General features: G+C 70.0%; 26 protein-coding genes and 1 pseudogene. 14 read left to right on the forward strand and 13 right to left on the reverse strand.

The window, feature by feature from the left end; genetic code table 11:
- Window positions 1-34 precede the first annotated feature (34 nt).
- From ACFYNX_RS31230 to ACFYNX_RS31250, 5 genes are all read left to right on the forward strand, one after another.
- Complete coding sequence (locus ACFYNX_RS31230; RefSeq protein ID WP_125655807.1) at window positions 35-346, forward strand: hypothetical protein; 312 nt, start codon at window positions 35-37, stop codon at window positions 344-346.
- A gap of 578 nt (window positions 347-924) precedes the next feature.
- On the forward strand, window positions 925-1,794 hold the full coding sequence (locus ACFYNX_RS31235) for an IS5 family transposase (protein ID WP_388666334.1): 870 nt from the start codon (window positions 925-927) through the stop codon (window positions 1,792-1,794).
- Window positions 1,795-2,349: 555 nt separating this feature from the next.
- Window positions 2,350-2,688 carry a hypothetical protein gene (locus ACFYNX_RS31240; RefSeq protein ID WP_388666337.1) on the forward strand — a complete coding sequence of 113 codons (339 nt, stop codon included), beginning with the start codon at window positions 2,350-2,352 and terminating at the stop codon, window positions 2,686-2,688.
- A 63-nt stretch (window positions 2,689-2,751) separates the two neighbouring features.
- The gene (locus tag ACFYNX_RS31245; RefSeq protein WP_388666340.1) at window positions 2,752-3,096 is read left to right on the forward strand and encodes a hypothetical protein; all 345 of its coding nucleotides are present in this window, start codon (window positions 2,752-2,754) and stop codon (window positions 3,094-3,096) included.
- A gap of 290 nt (window positions 3,097-3,386) precedes the next feature.
- Complete coding sequence (locus ACFYNX_RS31250; protein WP_388666343.1) at window positions 3,387-4,007, forward strand: hypothetical protein; 621 nt, start codon at window positions 3,387-3,389, stop codon at window positions 4,005-4,007.
- 147 nt (window positions 4,008-4,154) lie between these two features.
- On the opposite strand, the gene ACFYNX_RS31255 is transcribed toward ACFYNX_RS31250, so the two are convergent.
- From ACFYNX_RS31255 to ACFYNX_RS31290, 8 genes and pseudogenes are all read right to left on the reverse strand, one after another.
- The gene (locus tag ACFYNX_RS31255; protein ID WP_388666346.1) at window positions 4,155-4,463 is read right to left on the reverse strand and encodes a hypothetical protein; all 309 of its coding nucleotides are present in this window, start codon (window positions 4,461-4,463) and stop codon (window positions 4,155-4,157) included.
- A 167-nt stretch (window positions 4,464-4,630) separates the two neighbouring features.
- Window positions 4,631-6,160: an RICIN domain-containing protein gene (locus ACFYNX_RS31260; RefSeq protein ID WP_388666349.1), complete on the reverse strand. Its 1,530-nt coding sequence runs from the start codon at window positions 6,158-6,160 to the stop codon at window positions 4,631-4,633.
- A gap of 202 nt (window positions 6,161-6,362) precedes the next feature.
- Complete coding sequence (locus ACFYNX_RS31265) at window positions 6,363-6,773, reverse strand: hypothetical protein (RefSeq protein ID WP_388666352.1); 411 nt, start codon at window positions 6,771-6,773, stop codon at window positions 6,363-6,365.
- Window positions 6,774-7,031: 258 nt separating this feature from the next.
- A pseudogene (locus tag ACFYNX_RS31270) lies at window positions 7,032-7,163 on the reverse strand (DUF4394 domain-containing protein); the annotation flags it as partial.
- Between the two features lie 678 nt (window positions 7,164-7,841).
- The gene (locus ACFYNX_RS31275; RefSeq protein WP_388666355.1) at window positions 7,842-8,492 is read right to left on the reverse strand and encodes a fasciclin domain-containing protein; all 651 of its coding nucleotides are present in this window, start codon (window positions 8,490-8,492) and stop codon (window positions 7,842-7,844) included.
- Between the two features lie 89 nt (window positions 8,493-8,581).
- Window positions 8,582-10,180 (reverse strand): molybdopterin-dependent oxidoreductase, encoded by a 1,599-nt coding sequence (locus ACFYNX_RS31280; RefSeq protein WP_388666358.1) that lies wholly within the window; start codon window positions 10,178-10,180, stop codon window positions 8,582-8,584.
- Window positions 10,181-10,231: 51 nt separating this feature from the next.
- Window positions 10,232-10,519: a hypothetical protein gene (locus tag ACFYNX_RS31285; protein ID WP_388666631.1), complete on the reverse strand. Its 288-nt coding sequence runs from the start codon at window positions 10,517-10,519 to the stop codon at window positions 10,232-10,234.
- Window positions 10,520-11,063: 544 nt separating this feature from the next.
- A complete protein-coding gene (locus ACFYNX_RS31290; protein ID WP_388666360.1) occupies window positions 11,064-12,452 on the reverse strand; it encodes a replication-relaxation family protein in 1,389 nt (462 codons plus the stop codon).
- Between the two features lie 225 nt (window positions 12,453-12,677).
- On the opposite strand from ACFYNX_RS31290, the gene ACFYNX_RS31295 reads away from it, so the two are divergent.
- A complete protein-coding gene (locus ACFYNX_RS31295; protein WP_388666362.1) occupies window positions 12,678-12,809 on the forward strand; it encodes a hypothetical protein in 132 nt (43 codons plus the stop codon).
- A 319-nt stretch (window positions 12,810-13,128) separates the two neighbouring features.
- Here the strand turns inward: ACFYNX_RS31295 and ACFYNX_RS31300 are convergent, their stop codons facing one another.
- Window positions 13,129-14,355 (reverse strand): serine hydrolase domain-containing protein, encoded by a 1,227-nt coding sequence (locus ACFYNX_RS31300; RefSeq protein ID WP_388666364.1) that lies wholly within the window; start codon window positions 14,353-14,355, stop codon window positions 13,129-13,131.
- Window positions 14,356-14,528: 173 nt separating this feature from the next.
- Here ACFYNX_RS31300 and ACFYNX_RS31305 point away from each other — a divergent pair, with 173 nt between their 5' ends.
- Entirely contained in the window at window positions 14,529-15,311 is a 783-nt protein-coding gene (locus ACFYNX_RS31305) for a MerR family transcriptional regulator (protein ID WP_388666367.1), read from the forward strand.
- 187 nt (window positions 15,312-15,498) lie between these two features.
- Here the strand turns inward: ACFYNX_RS31305 and ACFYNX_RS31310 are convergent, their stop codons facing one another.
- Entirely contained in the window at window positions 15,499-16,392 is an 894-nt protein-coding gene (locus ACFYNX_RS31310) for a PhzF family phenazine biosynthesis isomerase (RefSeq protein WP_388666370.1), read from the reverse strand.
- A gap of 95 nt (window positions 16,393-16,487) precedes the next feature.
- Here ACFYNX_RS31310 and ACFYNX_RS31315 point away from each other — a divergent pair, with 95 nt between their 5' ends.
- Both ACFYNX_RS31315 and ACFYNX_RS31320 read left to right on the forward strand, forming a co-directional pair.
- Entirely contained in the window at window positions 16,488-17,396 is a 909-nt protein-coding gene (locus tag ACFYNX_RS31315; RefSeq protein ID WP_388666373.1) for a LysR family transcriptional regulator, read from the forward strand.
- 859 nt (window positions 17,397-18,255) lie between these two features.
- A complete protein-coding gene (locus tag ACFYNX_RS31320) occupies window positions 18,256-18,633 on the forward strand; it encodes a PRC-barrel domain containing protein (protein ID WP_388666376.1) in 378 nt (125 codons plus the stop codon).
- 121 nt (window positions 18,634-18,754) lie between these two features.
- Here ACFYNX_RS31320 and ACFYNX_RS31325 read toward each other — a convergent pair whose 3' ends face one another.
- Window positions 18,755-19,381 carry a class I SAM-dependent methyltransferase gene (locus ACFYNX_RS31325; protein WP_388666379.1) on the reverse strand — a complete coding sequence of 209 codons (627 nt, stop codon included), beginning with the start codon at window positions 19,379-19,381 and terminating at the stop codon, window positions 18,755-18,757.
- A gap of 404 nt (window positions 19,382-19,785) precedes the next feature.
- On the opposite strand from ACFYNX_RS31325, the gene ACFYNX_RS31330 reads away from it, so the two are divergent.
- Together ACFYNX_RS31330 and ACFYNX_RS31335 are read left to right on the forward strand one after the other, a co-directional pair.
- Window positions 19,786-20,145 carry a hypothetical protein gene (locus ACFYNX_RS31330; protein ID WP_388666382.1) on the forward strand — a complete coding sequence of 120 codons (360 nt, stop codon included), beginning with the start codon at window positions 19,786-19,788 and terminating at the stop codon, window positions 20,143-20,145.
- A 68-nt stretch (window positions 20,146-20,213) separates the two neighbouring features.
- Window positions 20,214-20,573, forward strand: coding sequence for a hypothetical protein (locus tag ACFYNX_RS31335; protein WP_388666385.1), 360 nt, complete (start codon window positions 20,214-20,216; stop codon window positions 20,571-20,573).
- 287 nt (window positions 20,574-20,860) lie between these two features.
- Here ACFYNX_RS31335 and ACFYNX_RS31340 read toward each other — a convergent pair whose 3' ends face one another.
- The gene (locus ACFYNX_RS31340; protein WP_388666388.1) at window positions 20,861-21,694 is read right to left on the reverse strand and encodes an SAM-dependent methyltransferase; all 834 of its coding nucleotides are present in this window, start codon (window positions 21,692-21,694) and stop codon (window positions 20,861-20,863) included.
- Window positions 21,695-22,037: 343 nt separating this feature from the next.
- On the opposite strand from ACFYNX_RS31340, the gene ACFYNX_RS31345 reads away from it, so the two are divergent.
- The 3 genes from ACFYNX_RS31345 (at window position 22,038) to ACFYNX_RS31355 (ending at window position 23,529) form a co-directional block, all read left to right on the forward strand.
- Complete coding sequence (locus tag ACFYNX_RS31345; RefSeq protein ID WP_388666391.1) at window positions 22,038-22,238, forward strand: hypothetical protein; 201 nt, start codon at window positions 22,038-22,040, stop codon at window positions 22,236-22,238.
- Window positions 22,239-22,306: 68 nt separating this feature from the next.
- Window positions 22,307-22,828 (forward strand): RNA polymerase sigma factor, encoded by a 522-nt coding sequence (locus ACFYNX_RS31350; protein WP_388666394.1) that lies wholly within the window; start codon window positions 22,307-22,309, stop codon window positions 22,826-22,828.
- Window positions 22,825-23,529, forward strand: coding sequence for a glycoprotein (locus tag ACFYNX_RS31355; RefSeq protein WP_388666397.1), 705 nt, complete (start codon window positions 22,825-22,827; stop codon window positions 23,527-23,529). Before ACFYNX_RS31350 ends, ACFYNX_RS31355 begins: the two co-directional genes overlap by 4 nt.
- 372 nt (window positions 23,530-23,901) lie before the next feature.
- Here ACFYNX_RS31355 and ACFYNX_RS31360 read toward each other — a convergent pair whose 3' ends face one another.
- Entirely contained in the window at window positions 23,902-24,177 is a 276-nt protein-coding gene (locus tag ACFYNX_RS31360) for a helix-turn-helix domain-containing protein (RefSeq protein ID WP_388666399.1), read from the reverse strand.
- Between the last annotated feature and the right edge of the window lie 73 nt (window positions 24,178-24,250).

Genomic DNA, 24,250 nt, shown 5'->3' on the forward strand with positions numbered 1-24,250 from the left:
TGTCCGCGGGCCCGGGTCCGCTATGCCCGCGGTCGTGATCACGAACATGCTGCGCGGCGCCGCCGCGTTCTGCCTAGCCATGACCTCGCTCACTCTCCCTTCCCCCACCGCGGCCGGGACCACGACGATGGCGCCCGTCCCCGATGTGCTGCCGCTGGAGGACGCCGTCGGCCGGCTTCCCGTCACCGAGGAGGACCGCACCGGCCATGCACGCGACTCCTTCGAGCACTGGAACACCGGTCTCGACGCGGCCGACGGGTGCAACACGCGTAACGAGGTCCTCCTCGCCGGAGCCGTCCAGGACTTGTCCGGGCGATCTCCGAGTCGACGATTGCCAACGCTCTGAATCTCGCTGCCGAAGGGCTTGCCGAGTGAGGTAGACGAGTGGCATGGCCACCGCAGAACTTCAGCGGATGCTGAACGAACACATCGAAGCCGTTGTCGTGCACCACGGATATACCACCTACATGCGCGACTACGAGGTCATCATCAACGTGTGGGAGGGCCCCAGAGCCCGTCGATTTACCTGCGATATCTCTTCCGGTACTGCGTCGAGGCCCGATGCGAGACGCTCCTGTCCACGGAGACATGGCGGGATTCCTTGGACGCCCGGCTCCTCGACAGCGAAACCGCCATCGATCTCGACGGGTCTGCCGCACGATCGCGTGACGCCTGAAGTTGCTTGCCTTAGAGGTCGTTTTCACCCGTACTGCCCCTATATCCGGCAGCTTTCTGACTGTCGGGTTGTGGTGCTTCCGCTGCTGGAGATGTGGGCTGGTTCTTGCTGGCCAGGTGGGGTGACAGGCGGGCCAGGGGACAACTTGTGCCTGTCTCATCTCAAAATACCTGGTCTTCAGGCCGCGTGCTTCCGCTGCCGTTGCTGTGCGCCTGGGCGCATTCGGTTCGTAGCGGTAGGCCGGAAGTATGACGAAGCGACGTCCGTATCCGAGTGATCTGTCCGATGCCCGCTGGGAGTTGATCGAGCCGGTCCTGACCGCCTGGCGTCTCGAGCGCCGAAGCAGAGCTCTGCACTTCGGCCGGCCGCCCGAGCATGATCTGCGCGACATCATGGACGCGATCTTGTATGTCGACCGCACCGGCGTGCAGTGGCGCTACCTTCCGCACGACTTCCCGCCCTGGAACACCGTCTACGGCTACTTCGCCAAGTGGGCCGACGAGGGCGTGTTCGCGCAGCTCAATGGCTTACTGCGGCAACTGCTGCGGGAGAAGGAGGGCCGTAACAGCGAGCCTTCGGCGTGTGTGATCGACGCGCAGAGCGTCAAGACCTCCACCAGCGTCCCGGCCTCGAGTCAGGGCATCGACGCCGGCAAGAAGATCGTCGGCCGCAAGCGGAGCATCATCACCGACACGCTCGGCCTGCTTCTCGCCGTGCTGGTCACCGCGGCGAGCGTGCAGGACTCCACCGCCGGCGCCGCACTGCTCGACCAGGTCGCCGCCGACCACCCCCGCATCCGCAAGGTGTGGGTCGACGGCGGCTACCGACAACACCTCATCGAACACGCCACCAGCCTCGGCATCGACATGGAGATCACCGCCCGCAAGCCCGGGACCAGGGGCTTCACCCCGATACCGAAACGGTGGGCAGTCGAGCGGACCTACGGATGGCTCATGCTCAACCGGCGCCTGTCCCGCGACCACGAAACCCTGCCCACCCGCTCCGAAACCATGATCCACCTGGCCATGACCAGCCTCATGGCCCGCCGCCTCACCAACGAGAACACCATCTCCTGGCGCGACCCGAAGAACACAACAGAACATCCCATCACGGGATGAACCATCGGGCGAAAACGACCTCTCAGCCTCGGCGTCGCTCATCCAGCCGGACAGCCGGTCTTCGGCGGTCGCGTCGTCGGACAGCTCCAGGACCGGGTCATCGAGCCGGAACCGGCGCTCCTTCTCCTCGCCGGACCGCACGGTCAGGGTGACCGACGGCACGCCCGCAGGCACGGTGAGCTTGTCGTGGGCCAGGAGCCAGGCGACCACCGCGGACCGGTCGAAGCGCGGGTGGACGTCGGTCCCGGCAGCGGGGGCGGGGAAGTCGCCGTGACGGCGGCGCCAGTTCGCCACCGCCGCCCGGCCGACCCCGGCCGTTCGCGCGGCCTCCGCCAGGAGCACCGTGTCCCCTTCCGCCGGGTCGAGGAGGGCGAGCGGGGAGCGGCGGCCCAGGGCGAGGGTGCGCAGGGCCCGCCAGTCCACCGACGGACGGGAGACCGGCAGAAGGGCGATGTCCTGCCCGGAGTACAGCGGGACGTCCGTCACCCCGCCCCGGGCGCGCTTGAAGTCGACCGTCACCCTGCCCACAGGGGTGATCCAGCCCAGGCGGACGACGTGGTCGAAGTCGGTGCGGCGCACGTCGAGGCGGACGGCCGCCTGGTCCGGGCGGAGGGGCACATGGCGGCCTGGGAGCGCGGGCAGGTCCCGGCGCCGCGCCAGGGCGGCGACCTGCTCGGGATGCACGTCCGGGGTGGCGACCTCGCCGCCGAGGTGGACGAGCAGGCCTGCGCGGACGAGGTGGCCGACCGCCGTAGCGGTCACAGGCGGCCGACCGAACGGCAACGGCTCCCCCAGCGCCTGCGTCAGCCGCTCCGCCGCCCGCCATGCCGACGCCGGGCCCGGGAGCGCGGCCCGGATCCCCTCCGCGTCGGCGGCCTGGACGATCACTCATGACCATTTGCACAGACATGCGATTTTCAGGGAACTTACATGGCGTGACCAACGTCTTCAATGATCATGAGAGAACGCGTTGAAGCACTGAGCGGTACGGGCATCGCCCTGGCCGGTGGGTTCGTGGGGCTGCTGGGATGGGCCGCGGACGCCGAACTGCGCGCACGCGCCGGGTTCGAGGCGGGTCCGGACTGGAGTGTGCTGTACGCGGAGCTTCCCTTGACCGTGCTCGCGGGAGTGGTGATCGCCTTGTCGGCGTGGCTGCTGCCCCGGCGATGGATGACCGGGGCGCCCTTCGCCGGATACACAGGCCGTGCCGTACTCGTCGCTGTGGCGCTGATCGAGTTCTGGCTGATCGTCCAGGACTGGTACATGGCGCTGCCCGAACCGGTGCCGGACCGCAAGCCCTGACGAACCAGTACACGCAGGACCGAAGACACCCCACCCCGACCGACCACGATCTGCGCCGCCTCGCAATCCTCCTGGCGGGTCGTCACCCTCCACGGTACGCGCGCCGCGGCGGCCTCGTCCCGCTCGTCCCGGCCCCCGGCCGCAGGGGCGCGTGCCCCCGGTACGCACTACACCTGCCTATGGAGTATGTCGAAACTGGCTGCGGAGCGCGAGGGCCGTTCCGCATCGTGGTTCCGAAGAGCCCGGGGCGCAGCGCCCGGGGCGTCGGTGTCGAGGCGAAGAGGGGTGTTGTGGTGTACGGGGTGCGGGAGGGGTGGCGGCGGGAGGGATTCGAGTCGCACGAGGGGACGGTGGGGATGCTGCTGGCCGACGGCAGCGAGCCGGGCCCGGTCTTCTTCGACCTGGGCAGCGGCGCCACCTTCCACGAATCGACGTCCTGGTGGCACTACGACGGCGAATTCCGCCGGCCCACCGCGACGTCGATGCGCAGCCGGTGTGCGTGCGGCTGGCGCGGGACATCAAGGTACCCGATCGACTGGGAGAAGGTCTGCGAGGACGACGACCCCGACGCCTACGACGCCTCAGGCCCGTACACGGAGTGGAAGACGCACCTTGACGACGTCGCCGGACGCGCGGTGGTCCTGCCCGAGGACCTGGTGGCGCTGCTGGGGCAGGTGCGTGAGCGGCTGGACCGGCTGTGGCTTCAGGACGATGCCGCGCGCGAGTACGCGGCGATGTTCAGGGCCTGCGGTGAGCTGGAGGCGATCGTCGCCGAGACCGGCCCCGAGGCCGCCCGGGCCCTGGCCCGTGAGCACGACGAGGCGATGGACGCGATCGCCGAAGCCCTCGGCGCGACGGAGAAGGCCGCCCGCGCCCGCCTCCTGCACTACGAACACCTCACCTGGAACTGACCGGCCGCCTGCACCAAGCCGGTGAGGAACGGACCCGTAGGGCAGGAGCGCACGGGAGCCGCACTGCCGGAGTCAGGCCGGGGCTCGGGACGGCACGGTCCGGGGCGGCCGCGGCAAGCTGCCGGCGGCCGTCACCGGATATGTGGCTTATGCCTGGAAGACGATGAAGTCGTCATCGTCTTCCTCGTCGAAGTCCTCCTCCCCTCCGGCCGGGCGGGTGATGACGATCGCGGAGGCCTTGTCGTTCAGGGCGCCGTCGAGCTTCGAAGTATCGGCTTCGAGGGTGAGCTGCCGGCCGGTGAAGTCGGCGTGCTCGTAGAGCGTGGCGGTCCATCCGTCGGTGATGCGGATCGAGGAGATGACGTCGTCCATGGACGGATGGAGCGTGTGTCGTCCCGCGCCGAGCACGGCGCTCCTGCCCAGGTAGTCGGCGTCGGCGTACACGGTCACAGACATCAGGGGTACCTCTTTCGTTTCGGAACTTCGGGACGGACAGGGGGGTGCGAAAGGCCGCCTGGATCAAAGGGCGGGACGAGACCGAAGGCAGAGGCAGCGGCTCGTCTCTCGAAGGCGAGGGGCCAGTGCCGCCGGGCCTGTGGTGGGCGGCTGGGCTCGTCGGAGGGTCAGGCGGGCAGGAGCTGCCACTGGCGACTGCGGGGATCGTCCTCCGCGTCCTGCTGGGTCAGGGCGATAGGAGCATTGGTGGCCGTGTGCAGGAGCAGGCCGCTGTGGTGGTTGGTGACCTCGTAGATCGTGGAGGTGTCGGTTTCCGCGGTCATGGGGGTGAGTCGCCAGTGCTGGTGGTGGGCCTGGGCGCCTTCGTAGTCGCGCTGGGCGATGGGCGCGCCCGCCGTCTCCTGGGCGTCGGCGGTTCCCAGGACTTTCCCGCTGCGCAGGTTCTCGATCCGATAGAGGACCTGTCCGTCGGCCTGCCCGGTGGCGATCAGGCGCCACTTCTGGTGGGCGCGTGGGGAGGCGAGGGTCTGGTGGACCGGGGCACCGTTCTTGAGGGATTCGCGGTGTACACCGATGCGGAGCCTGCTGCGGGTGTTGGCCCAGGAGACGACCGTGCCCGATTCGGGCAGTCCGGCCATCTTCTCCGAGGTGATCTTCCGGATGCGGTGGTTGTTGTGGTCGGCGATGTAGAGGGTGTCGACGCCGTCCACGGCCAGACCGAAGGGGTTCTTCATCTGGGCGGTGGTGGCCGGACCGTCGTCGCCGCCCGGTCCCGCGGTGCCGGTTCCGGCGAGGGTGCTGATCGTGCCGTCGGGGGCGACCTTGCGGACGCGGTGGGTGTTGTACTCGGAGATGTAGAGGCTGCCGGTGCTGTCGACGACCACGCCGATCGGGTTGTGCAACTGTGCCGAGGTGGCCGGGCCGCCGTCGCCACCAGTGCCTTGGGTGCCCTTGCCTACGACCGTACTGATCGTCCCGTCGGGTGTGATCTTGCGGATCCGGTAGCCGTTGTACTCGGCGATGTAGAGGTTGTCATCGGCGTCCAGCGCCATGCCGTAGGGGGTGTTCAGACGGGCGGAGGTGGCCGGGCCGCCGTCCCCGGTGGAACCGGCGGTCCCGTTGCCCGCGATCGTGCTGATCTTCCCGTCCGTGGTGACCTTGCGGACCCGGTGGCTGCCGTACTCGGTGAGGTAGAGGTTGCCCGTGCTGTCCACCGCCACCCCGATCGGGCGCTGCAACCGTGCGGAGGTAGCCGGGCCGCCGTCGCCGCTGAAGCCCGGGGAGCCCGTGCCGGCGACCGTACTGATCGTCCCGTCGGGCGTGATCCTGCGGATGCGGTGGTTGGCGTCGTCGGCGATGTAGAGGTTGTCGGCGCCGTCCACCGCGATTTCGCGCGGAGAGTTCAGCTGAGCCGAGATGGCGGGACCGTTGTCACCTTTGTATGCCCCGGCTTTACTGCCCGCCACCGTGCTGATCTTCCCGTCCGCGGTGACCCTGCGGACCCGGTGGTTGAGGTGGTCGGAGAAGTACAGGACGCCCGCACTGTCCACCGCGACCCCGTAAGGGCGGTTCAACTGGGCCGATACGGCAAGCTCCCCGTCCTCTTCCTTGAATCCCGCGGTCCCACTGCCTGCCACCGTACGGATCAACGGCACGAAGCCCTCGCCGCCCGCGTCCGCAACCTGAGGAGTGCTCATCGTCATCCCTTCGCCACTCGCCGACCGACCGGCACGGAAGGTTCTCTTCCGACTCCAGAAAGTCACAAAGACGCGGAGATGGGCAAGATCACCTTTCAGGTGACACTCGGGCCTCACGTTGACAAAACGGCCAGCGCGACGAACGCCTCGGCCATTCAGCAGAGGTTCCACTACTGAACTTGAACTCGTGATGTCGTTCGGATCAGCGCGGCATCACGGTCCGAGAACCGCAGAATCTGCTGGCGCGGGCGCACGAAGGTGGCTGTAGCCAGCGCCTCGCCGCGGCGAGATTCACCTCGACATCGTCGCTCCAAGAGCAGACCTCCAGCCACGAGAGGTAGCCCCCTTGCGCGAAGACCAGGACCTCGCCGGGGCAGTCACCAACTTCGGTGAAGAGCTGCACGTCGACAGCCACAACGGCGCCCGGACCCGTCGCCGCGGGCTCCACCTCGTCGGTGTCGAGTTCGAAATAGGTGGTGCCGCACCCGCACTTGCAGCGGGATTGCACCTCGAGATGGGAAATCTGCCGTCGGAGGGCGACGTGAGCCGGCTCGTCCGGCTTCAGGACGAGGTCCAGCACGTCGGCTACGTCATCGGGCAGGCTCCCAGTCATGCCGCCACCGTAGCTGACCAGCAGATTTGCGTCTCGATCAACTCCGCGTCAGCCGACCGGAGACAGTCGAGACGCTCACAGGTCCAGGGCCAGGTCGGTGCCGGCGAGGCAGCCGTCGATGACCTCCGGCCGGTACTGCAGCTTCTTGAGCTTGCGCTTCACGGCTCGGGTGATCTGGCCGAGGTCGACCGCGGCGAGGTTGCCGATGTCGCGCTTGACCAGCGACCAGACGCCCTCGGTCGGGTTGAGGTCCTTGTCGTCGACGGTGTAGACGCCGCCCTTGTCCCCGACGCCGTACAGCTTGCCGTTCTGGACGCGGAAGTCGATCCCGACGATCCTGCCGTCGCCCTTCAGGCCGCTGACCTTGCCCAGCGACCTCTCCCGCTCGGGTGTCTGCTTCGAACGGGTGTGGCCCTCCTGTGAGGCAATCCGTTTCCGGACCGGCCACGAATGCACCGTGTCGACGGCCCGGGAACCGGGGAAACCGTCGGCGACCTGTCACCGTGGCCAACCGGTCACTGGTGACGCCTTCGCCGCTTCCGTACCCCAGAGCGGGGGATACGAGGGGCGGCCGGCCGCACAGGCTGCTCTTCCCTGACGGAGCATGCTCCTGCGGCACCGCCCAGGTCCCGGGTGCTGTCATGTGTCCGGCCGGGATCTGGGCGGCCCCTTCCTCGCTCTCCTCGCCGCAGGACGATGGACCGGGGCAGACCGTTGTGCAGGAGAGCGCCTCCTTCCGGGGCGCCCGGGCGGCGGTACGAAGGCTCAGGAGCAGAAGCGTGTGGGCCGGGGCACCGGTGTCTTGCGACGTGGAGCCTTGGCGCGTGTGCCGGGGCCGGGGCGGGTGCCGGCACCGGTCGGCGACGGGGGCCGGGCGTTCGACCGGCGAGGATCGCGAGGCCGTCGTGGGAGCGGGGTGATCGGGCTGCCGCGTTCCCACGGCGCCGCGTCCCGCGGTTGTCCCGGAGTCTTCGGGGCCGGCTCGTACCGGTGGCCCCGCACCCCTTGTGAGGAGGGTGCGGGGCCACCGGTCGTTCCGGGCAGGGCTGCGTGGGAGCGGTGCGGGGACTACTTGGGCATGAGGACGGTGTCGACGATGTAGACGTTGGCGTTCGCGGTCTTGACGTTGCCGCAGACGACCTTCGAGGAGTCGTTGACGGTGTAGTCCTCGCCGGAGCCCGTGGTGGTGACCATGCCCTTCTGCAGGGTCTCGAAGGAGCCGTTCTCCATCTGCTCGGGGGCGAGCTTCTGGCCGACGACGTGGTAGGTGAGGATCTTGGTCAGGGTGGCCTTGTCGGCCAGGACCTTGTCGAGGTCGGCCTTGGGGAGCTTGGCGAAGGCGTCGTTGGTGGGCGCGAAGACGGTGATGTTCTGGGCGTTGTTGAGGGTGTCGACCAGGCCGGCCTTCTTGACGGCGGTGACCAGGGTGGACAGGGCGGGGTTGTTCGAGGCCGCGGTGGCGACGGGGTCCTTGGCCATGCCGTCGAAGGAGCCCGCGCCGTCCTTGGGCACGCCGGCACACGCCGGGCCGAAGGGCTCGTCCATGGCCGTCGAGTCCTTGTCGGGCTCCTGGCTCTCCGTGGTGGGGTCGGCGGCGGCCGAGGTGGGCGAGGTCGTCTTGTCGTCGTCGCCGGAGTCCGAGCACGCGGCGAGCGCGAAGGGAAGGACGGCAGCGGCGGCCACGGCGATCGCGCCACGGCGGATGCGCAGGGAGTTCATTTCGTTGCTCCTTAAAAGAGGGTCGAACTTCCTTGGGGGAAGCAGGGGTTTTCCGAGTACGCGAAGGCGTACTCGGATGGTCTGGTGGTCTAGGTGACGGTGACGAACACGCTGTGCCAGCCGCTCGCTCCGTCGGGAACGGTCCTGGTGCGCTGTTCGGTCTGGACCTGGCCGGTCGCGTCGGTGGCGCGCACGGTGAGGTTGTGTCCGCCGGGAGTGGCCTGCCAGCGGTAGGTCCACTGGCGCCAGGTGTCGACGGTGTTCTGGACGGCAAGGTCGGCGTCCTGCCAGGGGCCGTCGTCGACACGGATCTGGACACGGGTGATGCCACGGCGCTGGGCCCATGCGACGCCGGCGAGGGTGACGGTGCCGGCGGCGGGGCGGGCGAACGGCTTGGGAGTGTCGATGCGCGACTGGGTCTTGATCGGGGCGCGGCGGGCCCACTTCCGCTTGACCCAGTAGGGGTCGTAGGCGTCGAAGGTGGTGAGCTCGATGTCCTCGATCCACTTGCAGGCCGAGACGTATCCGTACAGGCCCGGGACGAGCATGCGCACCGGGAAGCCGTGGTCGAAGGGCAGCGGCTCGCCGTTCATGCCGACCGCGAGCATGGCGTCGCGGCCGTCCATCACGTCCTCCACCGGCGAGCCGAGTGTCATGCCGTCCACGGAGCGGGCGACGAGCTGGTCGGCCGCGCCGCCCTTCGACGGCGGCTTCACGCCGCACTCGGCGAGCAGGTCGGCGAGGCGGACTCCGAGCCACCGGGCGTTGCCGGCGTAGGGGCCGCCCACCTCGTTCGACACACAGGTCAAGGTGACGTCCCGCTCGATCAGCGGCCGGGCCAAGAGGTCCTCGAGAGTGAAGGTCCGGGCGCGGGAGACGCCCGTGCCGTGAATCCGCAGACGCCACGTCCCGGCATCGACCTTGGGAACGACCAGGGCGGTGTCGACACGGTAGAAGTCCTTGTTGGGGGTGGTGAAGGAGGTGACGCCCGCTACCTTGAGCTGGGCGCCTCTGGGCACAGGCGGGGCCGGTGAACTCGGCGCGGGAAGGACCAGGGCGTTCCGGGAGGCGACGGCACCCTCACCCTGACGTCCGGTCAGGTACCTGCCGAGCAGGCCGGCCGACGTGGCGCCGACGGCACCCGCGCCGGCCAGGACGAGGAACCCCCGCCGGTCCCAGCCGCCACCGCCCGTGCCGAAGGAGACCGCCGTGGCCGTGGCCTTTCCTGCCAGAAAGCAGAGGAGCACGGCGCCCGCCCCGGCGCCGACGAGCGAGGGCAGGGCGTCGACCACGCCCTCGGCATCGGGACGGCTCAGCGCAGCGGCCGCGCCGACGAGCCCGAACAGCAGGATGCCCGACGCTCCGGCCCGCCTGTGCCGAAGAGCGAAGACACCCAGACCGGCGGCGATGAGGGCGAGGACGACGAGGATGCCGAGCTGGAGAACGACCTTGTCGTTCTCCCCGAACGTACGGATCGCGAAGTCCTTCACCGCCGCCGGCGTCCGGTCGATGACCGCGCCGCCGACGACTGTGACCGGTCCGGCAGCGGGCCGGAACAGCCCGGCGACCAACTCGGCCACCGCCAGAGCCGTGAAGCCGGCCAACAGGCCGGCCGACGCGCCCAGAGCGGTACGGGAGAGGATGCTGCGGAAACTGTTCACGCCCGGGCATTCGTCAAGATCCGCCAAACGGATTGGTCCACCACCCGAAAGAATGACAACCCGATGCGCTTTCCCAGGTCAGAAGCGAACGAGCAAGAACGAGATGCCCGCACGCGTGAGCTTGCCGGGGCACGGGTCGTACAGCGTCCGGCCGCCGGGCCACCGGCCGAGTTCGGCGATCAGAGCGACGCCGTCGTCGACCTCCCCGGCCCGCCGGCCGTGGATGTCCAGCAGCAGACCGTCCGGCGGGCCGCCAACGAGCCCGGCGTGGTTCCGGCCCGGCTTCGGGCCCGGGTCGAGGTCGTGGCTGTAAACCCGGCCGCGCAGTAGCCGCTCGTCACCTCGTTCATCCGACCAGCCTCCCAGCCACCGCCGGCAGCGGAAGGCCGACGGCGGCCGGTAGTTCGGCCTCTCCCGCCTCGCGGAAGAACACGGGGGTGCTCCCCCGCGAGGCTGGCGTCAGGCGCAGGGCAGACGGTCGGGGACGTGCCAGCCGACGCGCACCCCGGCGGATCAGCGCGGGGATGCTGTCGACCTGGCACGCGGGCGGCTGCCCCTGAGTGAGGCGGCGCAGCGCCCGGCGCACACCGTCGCGCAGTCGGGCGTCGGTCATCGTAGGCGCCTGCTCCTACAGTTCGTCGAAAGGCTTGGCGGCCCGGCCCGCACGGGACAGCACGGCATCCGCGAGCGGTCCTTCAGCGAAGCCGTCGCGTACGGGCAGGCCGGGCTCGATGACAGTCATGGTGACGTCTCCTTTCCGCCCGGCCACGCCGGTCTCCCGTGCGGAGACGCGGTCGCGGGACTGAGCGGGCGGGAACGTAGAGCACCGAGTTGGTGAGCGTCTCGTCGTCGTACCCGCCCGGGGCAGATCCGGCGCAGACCGGGCCGGCTCCGCTGGGCCCGCCCGCGCCTACCGGCGCCGCCCGAACAGGCCGCGGCCTTTCTTCACCTCCACTTCGGCCACCTCCTGCACCGCGGCTTCCTCCACCTCACGGCGCGCGACACGCTCCGCCTCCAGCCGTGCGAAGTACTCGTCCCGGCACGGCCCACACAACTCGTCGGTACGGTCGCCCCAGGACCTCCCCCGCCCAAGCAGGAACTCCCAGTGCTCGTCCGTGAACTTCGCCCCGCACCGGGCACACACCGGGCGACGCGCCTCCCTCTCCGCAGCCTCACGCTCCGCCCGGCGGCGGGCCCCCTTCAACCGCACCGCGTGCAGCCGGTCGCCGTCGGGGTTGTCCAGCGCCTCGGCCAAGGTCTGCCGCTCCTCCCTGCCGAGCCGCCGCCACACCTTCCCCGCAGCCCCGGCCGGATCGGCGGTGATCCGCTCCAGCTCGGTGACGACCACGGGCACCGGTTGGTGGTAGTCGACAGCCGTGATCCCCTCGCCCCGGCCCGGATACGGCTCCCCGGCGAAGTAGCGGCGGCCGGCCCGCTCCAGGCACCGCATGCGGCTCTCGCGCTGCGCGGCGGTCTTCCCCGTGAACACGAACGCCACCGGCACGTAGCCCTCGTGGCCGGTCGCCGAGTGGATCCGCGACCACAGCCGGAAGTCGTGGACCGCCGTTCCCCGGGCCGCCTTCTCCTTGTTCGGGTCGGCCTTCGGCGCCAGGAGCTCGAACCAGTCGGTGTAGCGGCGCAGCTTGTCCACCGGCTCGTCGACGGGCTCGTTGACGCGGTCGACCTCCAGGAGCATCGCGGGCACCCCGGCGCCGGGGGCGCGCATCGTCAGGTCGGCGTACTGGGTGTAGCCATACGGGAGCTTGTGGGCGATCTCCGTCTGCCAGGACAGCGGAGTGCCGAACCCGGCACCGGTCAGGACGGCGGCGGTCAGGGTGACGGCGGCGGCGTGCTCGTCGTAGCCCTGCCCCGGGATCGGCCTGCCCCGGGTGTCGTACTTCTGCTTGCACAGCGCGGAGATCCGCACGCTCCTCGGCAACAGCCCCTTGGCCTCCCTGTGACCCGCCTCGGTGAGCACCCACAACTGGTGTCCCGACTTCAGCCGGCCCTCCACCCGGACCATCCCCGTCTCCTTCAACGCGTTCAGGGTGTCCCTGGTGCACCGGTCGTGCCGGTCTCCGGGCCGCAGCATCCGCCAGAGCTGATCGGGGGTGGCCCGTTGGAAGATTCCCAGAGCCCTCAGCGCTTCTGCCTTCGCACTCCGGTCGGCTTCCATGCCTCTGTAGACCCAGGAGGGTTGTCGAACGCATCGGCAGGCCTTGACTTGCGGGGCTGACCTGCGGAGCACGCCGGACAGGCTAAGCGGCCGTGGAGGACCGTGGCGAGGACCCACGTACATCAGTGACCGGCTCCTTCCGTCCTTGTCTCCCTCCCCCACCCCAAGGCGTGGTCACCGGTCGCGTCCCAGCCGGTGCGACCGCGACTTCAGCCCCCGACCCACCCGGCGGGCCAAGGAAAAGAAGTGGGCGGACCCCACTCGGTGGGCTCCACCCGGTGGGTCCCACTCTCCACAGGGTGGAGCCCACCCGTGGAGGGTGGAGCCCACTCAGCGGCTCGCCCCTCCGTGTCCGGTGCCGGGCTGACCGGGACGCTGCGCGCGTTTCCGGTCCTCGAGGACCTGCCGGGGAGCGGGGGCTTCGGGGCGGGTTTCGTACCGCTCCTGGAGCGCCTCTTCATCTCCTCGACGCAGGTCTGAATGCTGCTGATCTGCTCGGCGGTCAGATCCTGTACGCCCGTCTTGATGCGTTCCTTCTGCAGCGTCCGCAGCCTCTCCATGTAGTCCGCCGGCTGGCCCCCGGCCTTCGGCTCCTCGACGTCGGGGGCAGGGAAGAGGAGGAGCCGTTCGGGCATCGTGGCCTGCTGGTGCGCGATGACGCTCTCTTGATACCGGGTGCGTCCCGCGCCGCGTGCGGCATGCAGTTGGTGGGTGAGGGCGGTGGAGCAGATGGGCAATCCATCAGGCGGTGCACTCGTTGGCGAACGATCTCATGAAGCCCCAGGCCCTATGGGGTTCGTCAGTCGAGGGCCTGGTAGAGCGTGGTCCAGAAGTCAGCCATGGCTCGCGGCGAGTCCGGGGTGGACAGTCCGACCTGGGTGAGCAGGACGCCGGTGAGCTGATGGGTCGGGTCCGCGTAGGCGGTGGTGCCGGTGCCGCCGAACCAGCCGAACCGGCCGACGGGCGCGTAGCTGTCGCGGCCAGTGTCCACCGACATGCCAAATCCCCAGCCGCCGGCCGCGCCCTGGCCGGACGACAGGTGGGCGACACCGTCGAACATCGCTGCCCGGGCGGCCATCTGTCCCGAGGAGAGGCGGTTGGTGCTCATCAGTTCGACGGCGGCCCGGGACAGGATGCGCTCGCCGTCGTGGACTCCGTGGTTCAGCAGCATGCGGAAGTAGGCGTGGTAGTCGTCGACGGTGGAGACCAGTCCGCCGCCTGCGCCCTGGAACACGGGAGGAGCGCTGAACAGGCCCCCTGCCGCCTGGTCCCAGACGGTGAACTCGCCCGTCTGCGGATCGGGCCCGTACAGGGGCGGCAGGCGGTCGATCCGGTCGGCGGGCACGTGGAAGCCGGTGTCCTTCATCCCCAGCGGATCGAGGATCCGTTCGCGCAAGAACGCTTCCAGCGGCTGTCCGGCGACCCGGGAGACGAGCACGCCGGTCACCTCGTTGCTCAGGTCGTACTGCCAGCGCACACCTGGTTGGTACTGCAGGGGGAGTTCGCCCAGGCGGCGCATCCATTCGTCCTGGTGGGGTGCCGGGCCGGAGGCCACGCTGTAGTCGAGGCGTTCGAAGGTCGCGGCCCTGATCGGCGAGGCCATCGACTCGAAATCGGTGCCGAGCCCGAAGGTGGAGGTCAGCAGGTCTCGTACGGTGATCGGCCGCCGCGCCGGAACGGTGTCGTCCAGCGGGCCGTCAGGCTGTCTGAGCACCTGTCGGTCGGCGAGTTCGGGCAGCCACGGGTCCACGGGGTCGTCCAGTCTCAGTCGGCACTCGTCGAGCAGGACCATCACCGCCGCCATGGTGACGGGCTTGGACGTGGATGCCATCCGGAAGATGGTGTCCCGGCGCATCGGCGGGCCGCCGTCGTGCCGCATCGTCCCGATCGCCTCGACGTGCGTCTGTCCGCCGCGGCCGACGAGGGCGACCAGACCCGGGATCTTTCCTGACTCCACGTGCTTCTCCAGCACCTCGCGCAGTCGGTGCAGTCCCGCACCGGTGAAGCCGCTGTCGTTCGTCGCCATGGGGTACCTCCTGTTGACGGTGTCGTTTCCCGCGGCCGCTCACCGACGGCCGCGCGGCCCTGCGAAGGGCCGTGGCAAGAGGTTGCATCCTTGCCCCAGGGTCAAGGTCAAGGGTGGCTTCGGGCGCGTTATCCTCGCCTCCGCTACGACCAGCGACACGGAGGAGCGTCAGGGTGGCGGACGGGTTCGGGCTCACGATCGGTCAGGCGGCGGCGTACGTCGGCGTCACGATCAAGACCGTGCGGCACTACCACCGGCTCGGTCTGGTCGCCGAGCCGGAACGCGATGCTTCCGGCTACCGCCGCTACCGCTCGGACGAGCTGTTCCGTCTGCTCCAGGTGCGCACCCTGGCCTCAGCCGGGGTACCGCTGGCCGAGGTCGGTGATCTCCTCAACGCCGACTCGGAGACCTTCGCCGCGACCCTGGAGGAGGTTCACCGCGAACTCACCGCCCGGATCGAGGAACTGACCGCGCGCCGGGACCGGCTGCACCGCCTCGACCACGGTGATCGCGCCCTGCTGCCCGACCGGGCCTGCGCGATCTTGGAGACACTGGCTGGACTCGGCTTCGACTCCGCCTATGTGACCGGTCAGAGAGAAGCCCTCGTACTGACACGGGCTCTGGTCCCGGAGATCTTCGACGGCTTCATGACCTGGCTCGAACAATCGCTCACCGACCCCGAGACCGTCGAACTGACCAAGCGCGGCTGGGAGGCAAGAAGCTGGGATCCGGACGATCCGCGGATCGGGGAACTGGCCCGTGAACTGGCCGGGAAGCTGTTGACCCGGCGCGAACTGCTGTCGATGCCGTCCGGGTTCGAGGGCCGATCCGACACCGCCACGCGCTACAGGATGGTCAACCACCACATGGAGGACCGGGTACCGTCCATAGCCCGGCTGAATGCCCTGGTCGAGGCGGAGCTGCGTGCCGCCGGCATCGCCGTGCCTCACCGCTGACCGATCCCTTTGGAAGAGCGCGGATGGCGGGAGTCGTCTCGGGCGGGTGCGTCGTACGCATGTCCTCGGCTCGAGGTGTCACAGGGTCGGTGGTCTTCTTCTGTCCTGTCCCGGAAGGGTGAGGGAGGACCGAAGATCCTGATCCGCACGGTGTGAGCGAACGTCATGTACAGCCCCCTCGGTGTGCTCAGGCTCCTCCTGCGCCCACGGCCGTGTCCGCGCCCTCGATCGCCACCGCCTGTCCGCTCACCCGTACGCGGGGGTGAGTGGTGGAGGCCTCGACCTGGAGCAGGCTGGGTCGGCCGAGGTCCTCTCCCTGATGGATGGTGAAGGCCCCGGTGGGCGGGAGTGCGTGAAGGGTGCGCAGGTATCCGCCGAGGGCGGCAGCGGCGGCGCCGGTGGCCGGATCCTCGATGACACCGCCGACCGGGAAGGGGTCGCGGGCGTGGAAGAGTTCCGGGTTTTCGCGCCAGACCAGTTGGAGCGTGGTCCAGCCGTGGCGGTGCATGATCTCGGCCAGGGCGTCGAAGTCGTAGTCGAGGGCCGCCAGACGCTCGCGGGTGGCCGAGACCAGGACCAGGTGCTCGTTTCCTCCGAAGGCGACGTGGGGCGGCAGCGCGGGGTCGAGGTCTTGCGGGGACCAGCGCAGAGCTGCGAGGGAGGCGTCGAGTTCTTCGGTGGTCGCCGGCCGGGAGCGAGTGGGGACGCTGGTGAGCGTCGCCGTCACGGGCCCTTCGAAGTCGGCGGAGGTGTCCAGGGCGATTTCGCCCACCGGTGTGTCGAAGACGAGCGGGCCGGTGCCGATCCGCTCGGCCAGGGCCACCGCGGTGGCGACGGTGGCGTGACCGCAGAAGGCGACCTCGGCGAGTGGGCTGAAGTAGCGAAGTCGGAACCGGCGTGCCGTGTTGTCGGCGGCCGTGACGAACGCGGTTTCCGAGTAGCCGACTTCGGCGGAGATGGCGAGCATGGCGGTCTCGTCCAGCGTGGCCGCGTCCATGACGACACCGGCTGGATTACCGCCGGCGGGGTCGGTGGTGAAGGCGGTGTAGCGCAGGATCTCGGGGCGTGTCCTCGGGTTCATGACTTTTACTGTGCCACCGCGCAGGCATCGTTACAAACGATGCTTTTCGATCTGATTCATCGATCCAACCGATGGGATTGTCTAGGGTGGACGTCATGGACACTCGACTGTTGCGCACCTTCGCCGCCGTTGCCCGGACCGAGAACCTGACCGCCGCTGCGGAGCGACTGCACCTGGCGCAGTCCACTGTCACCGCCCAGGTGCAGGCATTGGAGAAGGAGCTGGACCTGCGTCTGTTCGACAGGCTGCCGCGCGGAGTAGTGCTTACCAGTGCCGGGCGTGAGGTGCTGGTACAGATCGAAACAGTGCTGGAGGCCGAGTCACGGTTGCGGGCGGTCGCCGCCTCGGTGGGTGGCACGGACGGTCGGGTGACCGGACGCGTGACAGTCGCGGCCGGCGAGACGCTGGTGTCCGCACGACTGCCGGGAGTCATCGCCGCACTGCGGCGCAGTCGTCCGGGAATCGAGGTGGACCTGCGCACGATGAGCACTGCGGCCGCGATCGCTGCGCTTCACACCGGCGAACTGGACCTGGCACTTCTCCTGGAGGACGAGGCGGCTTTCCGTGACATCTCATGCACGCCGCTGGCCCATGAACCGCTGGTGCTCGTCTGTTCTCCCGAACATCCCCTCGCCCGCAACGCCGCCGATGCGCCCGTCGACTGGCCTGAGCTGGCGCGCCAGGACTACTTCCTGCACGAACAGGGCTGCTCGTACACCGACCGCTTCGTCGACCGGCTGCTCACCGAGGCCGGAGGCGCCCAGTCCCGGATCACGCGCTTCGGCAGTCTGGAGGTGGCCCGGTCCTGTGTCGCTGCGGGCCTCGGCCTCAGCCTGCTGGCCCACACCAACATCGCAGACGCGCTTGCAGCGGGCCGTCTGGTGCAGGTGCCCGGGCCACGGTTTCCTGACGTCGCGGTCCAGTTGGCCCGTCACCGCCAGCGCTGGCTCTCCCCCGCAGCGGCGGCACTCACCGCGGAACTGCCCCACCACTTCCCGCAGTGAACACGCCCGTCCCAGTCGGCAGCGGGACTGGCCGACAGTCCGGTCGGCGACACGGGCGGTCGGCCGGTCGCTTCAGTGCTCGGCGGCCGACTCGGCGCCATGCAGCCCGGCCCCTCGTCCTCGGCCTTCGACTCTTCGGTGCCGGAGTCGGTGTATGAACCGGGAAGAGCTGTTCGGGCCTGGAGGCCTACTGGTGCGTGGCGGCTCTCTCATAGTGCCGTAGCAGGCGACGTCAGCCCTGGGTGGTCCGCGACGATGACGCCGTGGACGAGGAAGTCATTCTCATTCTCCGCTTCGAGGGCGAGGCCGGGCGATCGATGACTTCGCCGCGTGCCAGAACCTGGGCCCGGATCGGACAGTCCCCTGTCGTGAGAGTCCGGGGCCGGGGATCGGGGTGGGTGTCGACGGCGTGCATGGCCTGCTGCAAGCCGGGCGAACGGTCCCGGCTGATCTGCGCGATCCGTGGGCATAGGGGCCGCGAGGATGAACCGAAAGGCTTCGGCCGGCGCGACTTGCGCGACCTGATCGCCCGTGCCCGCGTCCGGTTCGGCGGCCCGATCGTGCTTGTGTGGGACAACGTCCGCCCGCACCTGACAGCGGGCACGAGGGGGTTCATTGCCGCGAGTGCCGATTGGCTCGCTGTGTTCCTGCTGCCCACCTCGCGCCGGACCTCAAGCCGACCGGAGCGTCCGGTCGCTGGTCAAGCGGGACATCGGCAACCTCGCTGCGGCCGATCTCGGCCGGATCACCCGCGCGGTGAAGCGCAGGCTGAAGACGCCGCGGTATCGACCAGAGGTCATCGACGGCTGCCTCGCCGGCGCCCGTCTGCCTCTCAGCACGTGATCGGCAAGAAGATGCCGTGCCCTTGGCAATCTCTTGGAATTCGATTGCCGCCAACGCCGACGTCACCACGGGCACGGACCTGACGGGCTGGAAGGTCGAGGCCATCGACGGGCACATCGGGAAGACCGACAAGCACTCTCGTGAGGTCGGCGCGCAGTACGTCGTCGTCGACACCGGCGTCTGGATCTTCGGCAAGAAGGTCCTCCTCCCCACCGGAGTCATCCGCTCGCTCGCCCCGGAGAGCGAGACCGTCCAGGTCGACCGTACGAAGGACGAGATCAAGGACGCGCCGGAGTTCGACAAGGAGAAGCACCTCGGCGACGCCGATTACCACCAGCAGGTCGGGAGCCACTGCACCAACCGGCCCGGCAGAGGCACCTCCGGCGCCCTCTGACCGATCCCGGCCGGGCCCCGCGCCCGGCATCGTCCGGGGCGGACCGTCGTTCGACGGTCCGCCCCGGACGTGTCCCACCCGGCCCCCGGGCCGTCGGGACGGCGGCGGCGGAGGAGAAGCGTCAGGCGGCAGGGCGTCGATGCACGCTGACGGCGTACCCGCAGCCCGGTGCGTAGGACTCGCCGTCCCACGTGGCGTAGCGGTGCAGCAGGGTCAGGTCGGCCAGGGCACACCAGCGGTCGAACTTCTCGATTTCAAAAGGGGGTTCGGGCAGCGGCAGGTGCGCCGCGTCGAGTCCCATGCCGGTGACGAGCAGGCCTCCGGGGCGCAGTGCGGCGGCGAGGTGCCGGAGGACCGTCGGCTCGGTACCGGGGGCGAGCAGGGGGATGACGTTCCCGGCGGCGAGCACCAGGTCGAAGTCCGGCTGCAGCCCGAGGGTGTCGAGCCGGGCGAGGTCGCCGAGGAGCCAGTCCTGCACGGGGGCGTCACGGCGGGCGACCGCGAGCATCGAGGCGTCGACGTCCACCCCGGTGCAGTCGTGGCCCAGCTCCGCGAGCCGGATCGCGATCCGGCCGGTGCCGCAGCCCGCGTCGAGGACCCGCGCGGCCGGACGCAGCAGCGCGTCGCAGAAGGCGGCCTCACCGTGGACGTCCTGCCCGGCCGCGGCGAGCCGGGCGAACCGCCGCGCGTACTCCTCGCCGGCCTGCCCCCCGGTGAGCTCCGCCCAACGGTCCTTTTGCTCCGCCATGCGCGGCGTCCCCTCGCGGTCTGCGTCGCCCGGCGGGTACGACGGCGGTGTTGTCGGCCCGGCCATCCTCTCAGGTGGCCTGCGTGCGACCGCTGCAGGGGGCCGGCACGCGCGGCGGGGCGGCTCGAAGCCCCGCAGACGACGACGGCCGACCGTTCACGGCCCGTCGAACGCCTCCGCGCGGGCAGCGGACGCTGCAGGTCCTGTGCCCCGCGCCGGCCCGGAGCGGCCGGCGCCGGGCAAGTTCCGCTTTCTTCGCTCTCGCGTCCCCGCCCGGCGGCGGGCCCGCCCGGACCGCGCCGGCGGACGGCACGACGCTGCGCCCGGTACCGACGTGGGCCGCCCACGCGACGCTGACGCCCGGCCGGGACGCGATCTACGACCCACGCGCCCGCCAGAGCTCGGTGCCCGTCGAGTTCCACTCCGAGGACGACTCGACCTGCGAGGCGCCCCTCGCCCTCGCCCCGGTGGAACTGGAGCGGCTGTACGCGCGGACCAGCCGCCTCCCCCACGCGCGCGAGAACGCCCTCGGGGAGACCTCGTCAACAGGGCCCGTCACCGCTTCCCCCATCGTGCGGGCGGACCGCAGCGACCGGATCGTCCTGACGTTCCTCGCCTTCGCCGGCCCGGTCGGGCCCGCCCGGACGCTGCATAACCACGCCAGCCAGATGCCGGATGCCGCGGCCACCGAGCGGCCGTGGCAACACCGGACAACGTCTGGGCGACCCTCACCGCCGACCGCTGAACAGCGAGGCGCGCGGTAACCGGCTTCAGCGGTCGTACCACCCCTTGAGGCCACACCACTCCGACCACCTGCGACCAGGAGGTTCTGGTGGGCCTTGTCCCCGTCCGTACGAGAAACATCGACACCGTCACCGTCCGCCCCGGCCGCCCGCTCGCCGGGACGGTCCGGGTGGACGGCTCGAAGAACGCGGCTCTGCCGCTGCTGGCCGCTGCCGCGTCCTTGGATCGCGGAGTCCGTTTGTCCGGTGTCCCGGCCAGCGCCGACGTCCAGATAACGCTCGGTCTGCTGGAACGGGCCGGCTACCGTGCCCCACATCTGGTCACCGAGCCGGGAGCCGTGATCGTGGCAGCCGCAGAGCATCCCGCCACCGCGCCCTACCTGGCGGACGCCGCCCGGATCAGGTCCTCCCACCATCTGGTGGCGCCGCTGCCGGCAACCTACGGATAGACGGCTCTTCCCCGGCCCGGCGGCAGGACGATCTGCGCGATGGTTCAGAGCGGTGTCCTGACTCCGAGGCCCCCGGCACGGATGGCTCCCCGCAGGACGTGGGCGACCTCCCCGGGCTTGAGGTCGATGCCGTCGAGCCCACGCTGGTTTGGCCGGCAGGCGGTGGGCTGGTCGGCGAGATGGTGCGCTGTCCCCCGGGCAGGCTGTCCATCACCGGAGCCCGGGGTCTTTCCTCCGGCCACCGGGCAGCGGTCCTTCGTGAGGAAGCGCTCGTGCCGTGGCGTCCGTCAGGGTTTGCGGGCGATGCCCGCGTAGCAGGCGGCGTCGGCGTCGCTGAAGTTGAGGTGGGCCTCGTGCGGGTCGGGGCGCCAGCGCAGGATGGGCACGAGGCCGGGGTCGAGGAGTTCCCAGCCGTCGAAGAAGGTGAGGATCTCGTCGCGGGTGCGGGCCTGGCCGGGGGTGCCTGCCGCCTGGTAGATGGCGGCCAGGCGGGCGATGGCATCGGGGTCGAAGTCGGGGGTGACGTGGCTGATGGTCAGGGTGCTGCCGGAGGGCAGGGCGTCCTTGAGACGGGCGACGATGCCGCGGACGTCGTGGTGCTGGTCGGTGACGAAGTGCAGCAGGGCGTTGAGGCTGAGGGCGATGGGCCGGGTGAAGTCCAGTTCGTCCCGCAGTGCGGGGTGCTCCAGCAGGGCGGTGGGGTCGGTGACGTCTCCCGGCACGTAGGCGGTGCGGCCCTCGGGGTGGCTGTGCAGGAGGGCGCGGGCGTGGGCCAGGACGATGGGGTCGTTGTCGGTGTAGACGACGTGGGCGTGAGGAGTGGTGGTCTGGGCCACCTCGTGGAGGTTGGGAGAAGTGGGGATGCCGGTGCCGATGTCGAGGAACTGGTCCATGCCCTGCTCGGCGAGGTGGCGGGTGGAACGGTGCATGAAGGCGCGGTTGCTGCGTGCGGCGATCAGGATGGAGGGGAAGGCGCCCATGGCGCGGGCGGCCGCGTCCCGGTCTGCGGGGAAGTTGGTGATCCCGCCGAGGAAGTAGTCGTACATGCGGGCCGAATGCGGGCGGTCCATCTCCAGATCGACTACGTCGTAGCGTCCTTGTGCGATGCCGGCGCTGTCCATGCGCGTCCCCCGTCGTCGAAGTGGCTGGCTCCGGTCGGTGACGCGCCAGGACGCGCCACCCTCGGCCACCCCGACCTTCCTCCCGAGCGGCAGGGAAAATCAACCCTGCCTCCGGCCATCCTCCGGCGTTGCGCCACAGGCAGGGATGAGTGCTGCCGGTGGCGAGGGAGACACCGCACACGTACGCGTGAGTAACCAGTCGGTTGCCATCCGTACAAAAATTCTGGAACCGCCTTGCACAAAGCGGCCCTTCATCCGATTGGCTGATGAATGGGAACCCTGATTTCCACACCGACGCCGCCCCAGTAGGGAGCGGTGCGGTGCTCAGTCGACAAGGACGCCCGTGGACATCGATCTGGTCACGCTGGTGGTCCGGGGGACCGCCTTCCGGATCTTCGTGCCCGACCCGCGCCGGGCCGGACGGCACCTGCTTGCCGCCGCCGTACGCGCCGGAGCGCACCAACTCCACCAGCAGAGCGCCACCGCAGCGCCTTCTGCCTCCCCCGTTTCCGGCGCACTCGTCCACGAGGACGATGTGCGGTGAATCCGCCGCTCGAGGACTCCCGCGGGTCGCATGCTGAAGGCTCATCGGCGCGGACCCGGGCCGGGCGCATGGCCCTGACCTTCAAGGCCTTCCACGAGCACCACCGCCGATTGTGGATGCGCACCGCTCATGTCCAGGTCGGCAGCGCGGCCGCGGCCGAGGCGGTCGTCACCAGGGCCTGTGCCCGTCTGGAGGCGTCCTGGCCGCACGCGCTGGCGCAGGAGTCCCTGCGGCAGTACGCGTGGATGGTGCTCAAGGAGGAGGTGCACCGATGGCTCACCGAACGCGACCTGAAGCCCCAGGTCGGCGACGCCGCCTTCATGGTCGCCGTCCAGAAGCTCCTGATGCACGAGATGCGCGACGAGCTGCGCGCCATCTCCCAGGAGATCGGCCTCTACACCGCCATCGCCGCCCTGCCCGAGCGGCAGTACGACGTCATCCTCCTGCGCTTCGTGCTCGGCCGGGAGGAGAGCGAGGTGGCCGAGTACCTCGGGATCGAGGTGGCCACCGTCCGCTCGCACATCCGCCACGCCCGGCGCTCGCTCGCCAGGGACCTGAACATGGCCTACAAGGAGACGGACCGCCAGTGACCCACACCGGCCACGAACTCGCCGCCGACATCGACACCGCTCTCGAAGCCGCCGAAGCCTTCGCCGACACCTACCGCGACTACGACACCGGCGAAGCCCTCAACCGGATCGTCGACCCGGCCACTGCCCGGGCCCTCCCGGCTTCCGCCATTCCCTCGCGCTACCCCACGGTGCACGAACAGGCCGCCCACGACCTCGACCTGGCCGCCACCCTCATCGTCGACGCACCCCAGGCGCACCTCAGTCTCACCCGCCTCCTCGAACCCGATCCCGCCGTGATCGAGCCCGAAGGCGCCCTGGTCTTCGCCGCCCTGCTCCACCTGGCCGGATACCGCGACCAGAGCCAGTTCTGGTTTGAGTTCGCCGCCGGCGCCGGCAGCAGCACCGCCGCCTTCTGCCTCACCCTGCTCCATCAGAAGCGTGCCGAGCACCGCACCGCCGCCCACTGGCGTGCCCAGGCCCTCCCCTCCGTACGCCCACCCGTCCGGCCGGCCCCTTCCATGTCCCCGGCCTGTCCGCTGTTGCCCGACGACGTACGGCGCAGCCTGATCAGCCGCTGCTGGGAAGGCCGCCGCCCCGTCCTGCCGGCCCGGCTCGAAGCCGTCATCCACAGCCTGCCCGTCGCCCCCGACGACGACTTCGGCGACATCCCCCGCCCCGACGACACCCTCATCCGGCTCTCCGCCCCCGCCCTGGCCTGAGCGCGGCACAACCGGGCAGCCTCTCTGCCTCCTCCAGCCGCGCACCCGTCTCCCGGTCACCTCACGCAGGCGGCCGGGACGGCTCCCGCCACGTCAGCCACGCCCAGCGGACCTTCACCGGTCTGGTGACTCGGGCACACCCTGCGCTCGCATCCAGACCACGGGCCATCGATGAGCAGGAGTTCGGGTCGTACACCTGCGGCACGGACAGAACCCAGGAGCAGGGCGACGGCCTGATCGGGGAGGAACCGGTGGTCGAGACCGTGCCGGAGGCGACAGAACCGGCGCTGCCGCAGGAGGTCGCGCGCCAGACCGTCCGCGAGGTTCCTCGCCCAGGAGTCTCCCCCCCCCCGGTGGGGCAGCTCACCCCGGTCAAGAGCGAGGCGCTGAAGGCGTACGCCAAGGTCTGCGAGACCACCATCGTCCTTCTGCAGCCTCGCGCCGTGGCCCAGGAGCGGGAACATGACGCCGCACGGTGGACTTCGACACCCCCAGCTCCCGGGCCACCACCGCGAGACTCGCACCTTCGCGACACCGGCGCCGGATCCACGCCCGCAGCTCTTTCACATCCCGCGCCACTGTGTCTCCTTTTCTCTGCGGGCCAACGAGGCGCTCCTGCGAAGGGTGCGTCGGCACGGTGCCGGCCACGGGAGCGGCTCATCATCGCGGAAGGTGGGTGACCGCTGCGGCGGCAAGCCACGGAACCAATACAGCAGGACGG

Source organism: Streptomyces sp. NPDC007872, assembly GCF_042868165.1.
Taxonomy (GTDB): Bacteria; Actinomycetota; Actinomycetes; order Streptomycetales; family Streptomycetaceae; genus Streptomyces.

Bases quoted from the DNA above. Each gene is read 5' to 3' on its own strand.
- ACFYNX_RS31325 (WP_388666379.1), bottom strand. From the start codon at position 19,381: ATGGCGGAGCAAAAGGACCGTTGGGCGGAGCTCACCGGGGGGCAGGCC.
- ACFYNX_RS31310 (WP_388666370.1), bottom strand. From the start codon at position 16,392: ATGAACCCGAGGACACGCCCCGAGATCCTGCGCTACACCGCCTTCACC.
- ACFYNX_RS31290 (WP_388666360.1), bottom strand. From the start codon at position 12,452: ATGTACGTGGGTCCTCGCCACGGTCCTCCACGGCCGCTTAGCCTGTCC.
- ACFYNX_RS31235 (WP_388666334.1), top strand. From the start codon at position 925: ATGACGAAGCGACGTCCGTATCCGAGTGATCTGTCCGATGCCCGCTGG.
- ACFYNX_RS31265 (WP_388666352.1), bottom strand. From the start codon at position 6,773: ATGACTGGGAGCCTGCCCGATGACGTAGCCGACGTGCTGGACCTCGTC.
- ACFYNX_RS31300 (WP_388666364.1), bottom strand. From the start codon at position 14,355: ATGGCGACGAACGACAGCGGCTTCACCGGTGCGGGACTGCACCGACTG.
- ACFYNX_RS31315 (WP_388666373.1), top strand. From the start codon at position 16,488: ATGGACACTCGACTGTTGCGCACCTTCGCCGCCGTTGCCCGGACCGAG.
- ACFYNX_RS31260 (WP_388666349.1), bottom strand. From the start codon at position 6,160: ATGAGCACTCCTCAGGTTGCGGACGCGGGCGGCGAGGGCTTCGTGCCG.
- ACFYNX_RS31245 (WP_388666340.1), top strand. From the start codon at position 2,752: ATGAGAGAACGCGTTGAAGCACTGAGCGGTACGGGCATCGCCCTGGCC.
- ACFYNX_RS31340 (WP_388666388.1), bottom strand. From the start codon at position 21,694: ATGGACAGCGCCGGCATCGCACAAGGACGCTACGACGTAGTCGATCTG.
- ACFYNX_RS31350 (WP_388666394.1), top strand. From the start codon at position 22,307: ATGGCCCTGACCTTCAAGGCCTTCCACGAGCACCACCGCCGATTGTGG.
- ACFYNX_RS31255 (WP_388666346.1), bottom strand. From the start codon at position 4,463: ATGTCTGTGACCGTGTACGCCGACGCCGACTACCTGGGCAGGAGCGCC.
- ACFYNX_RS31275 (WP_388666355.1), bottom strand. From the start codon at position 8,492: ATGAACTCCCTGCGCATCCGCCGTGGCGCGATCGCCGTGGCCGCCGCT.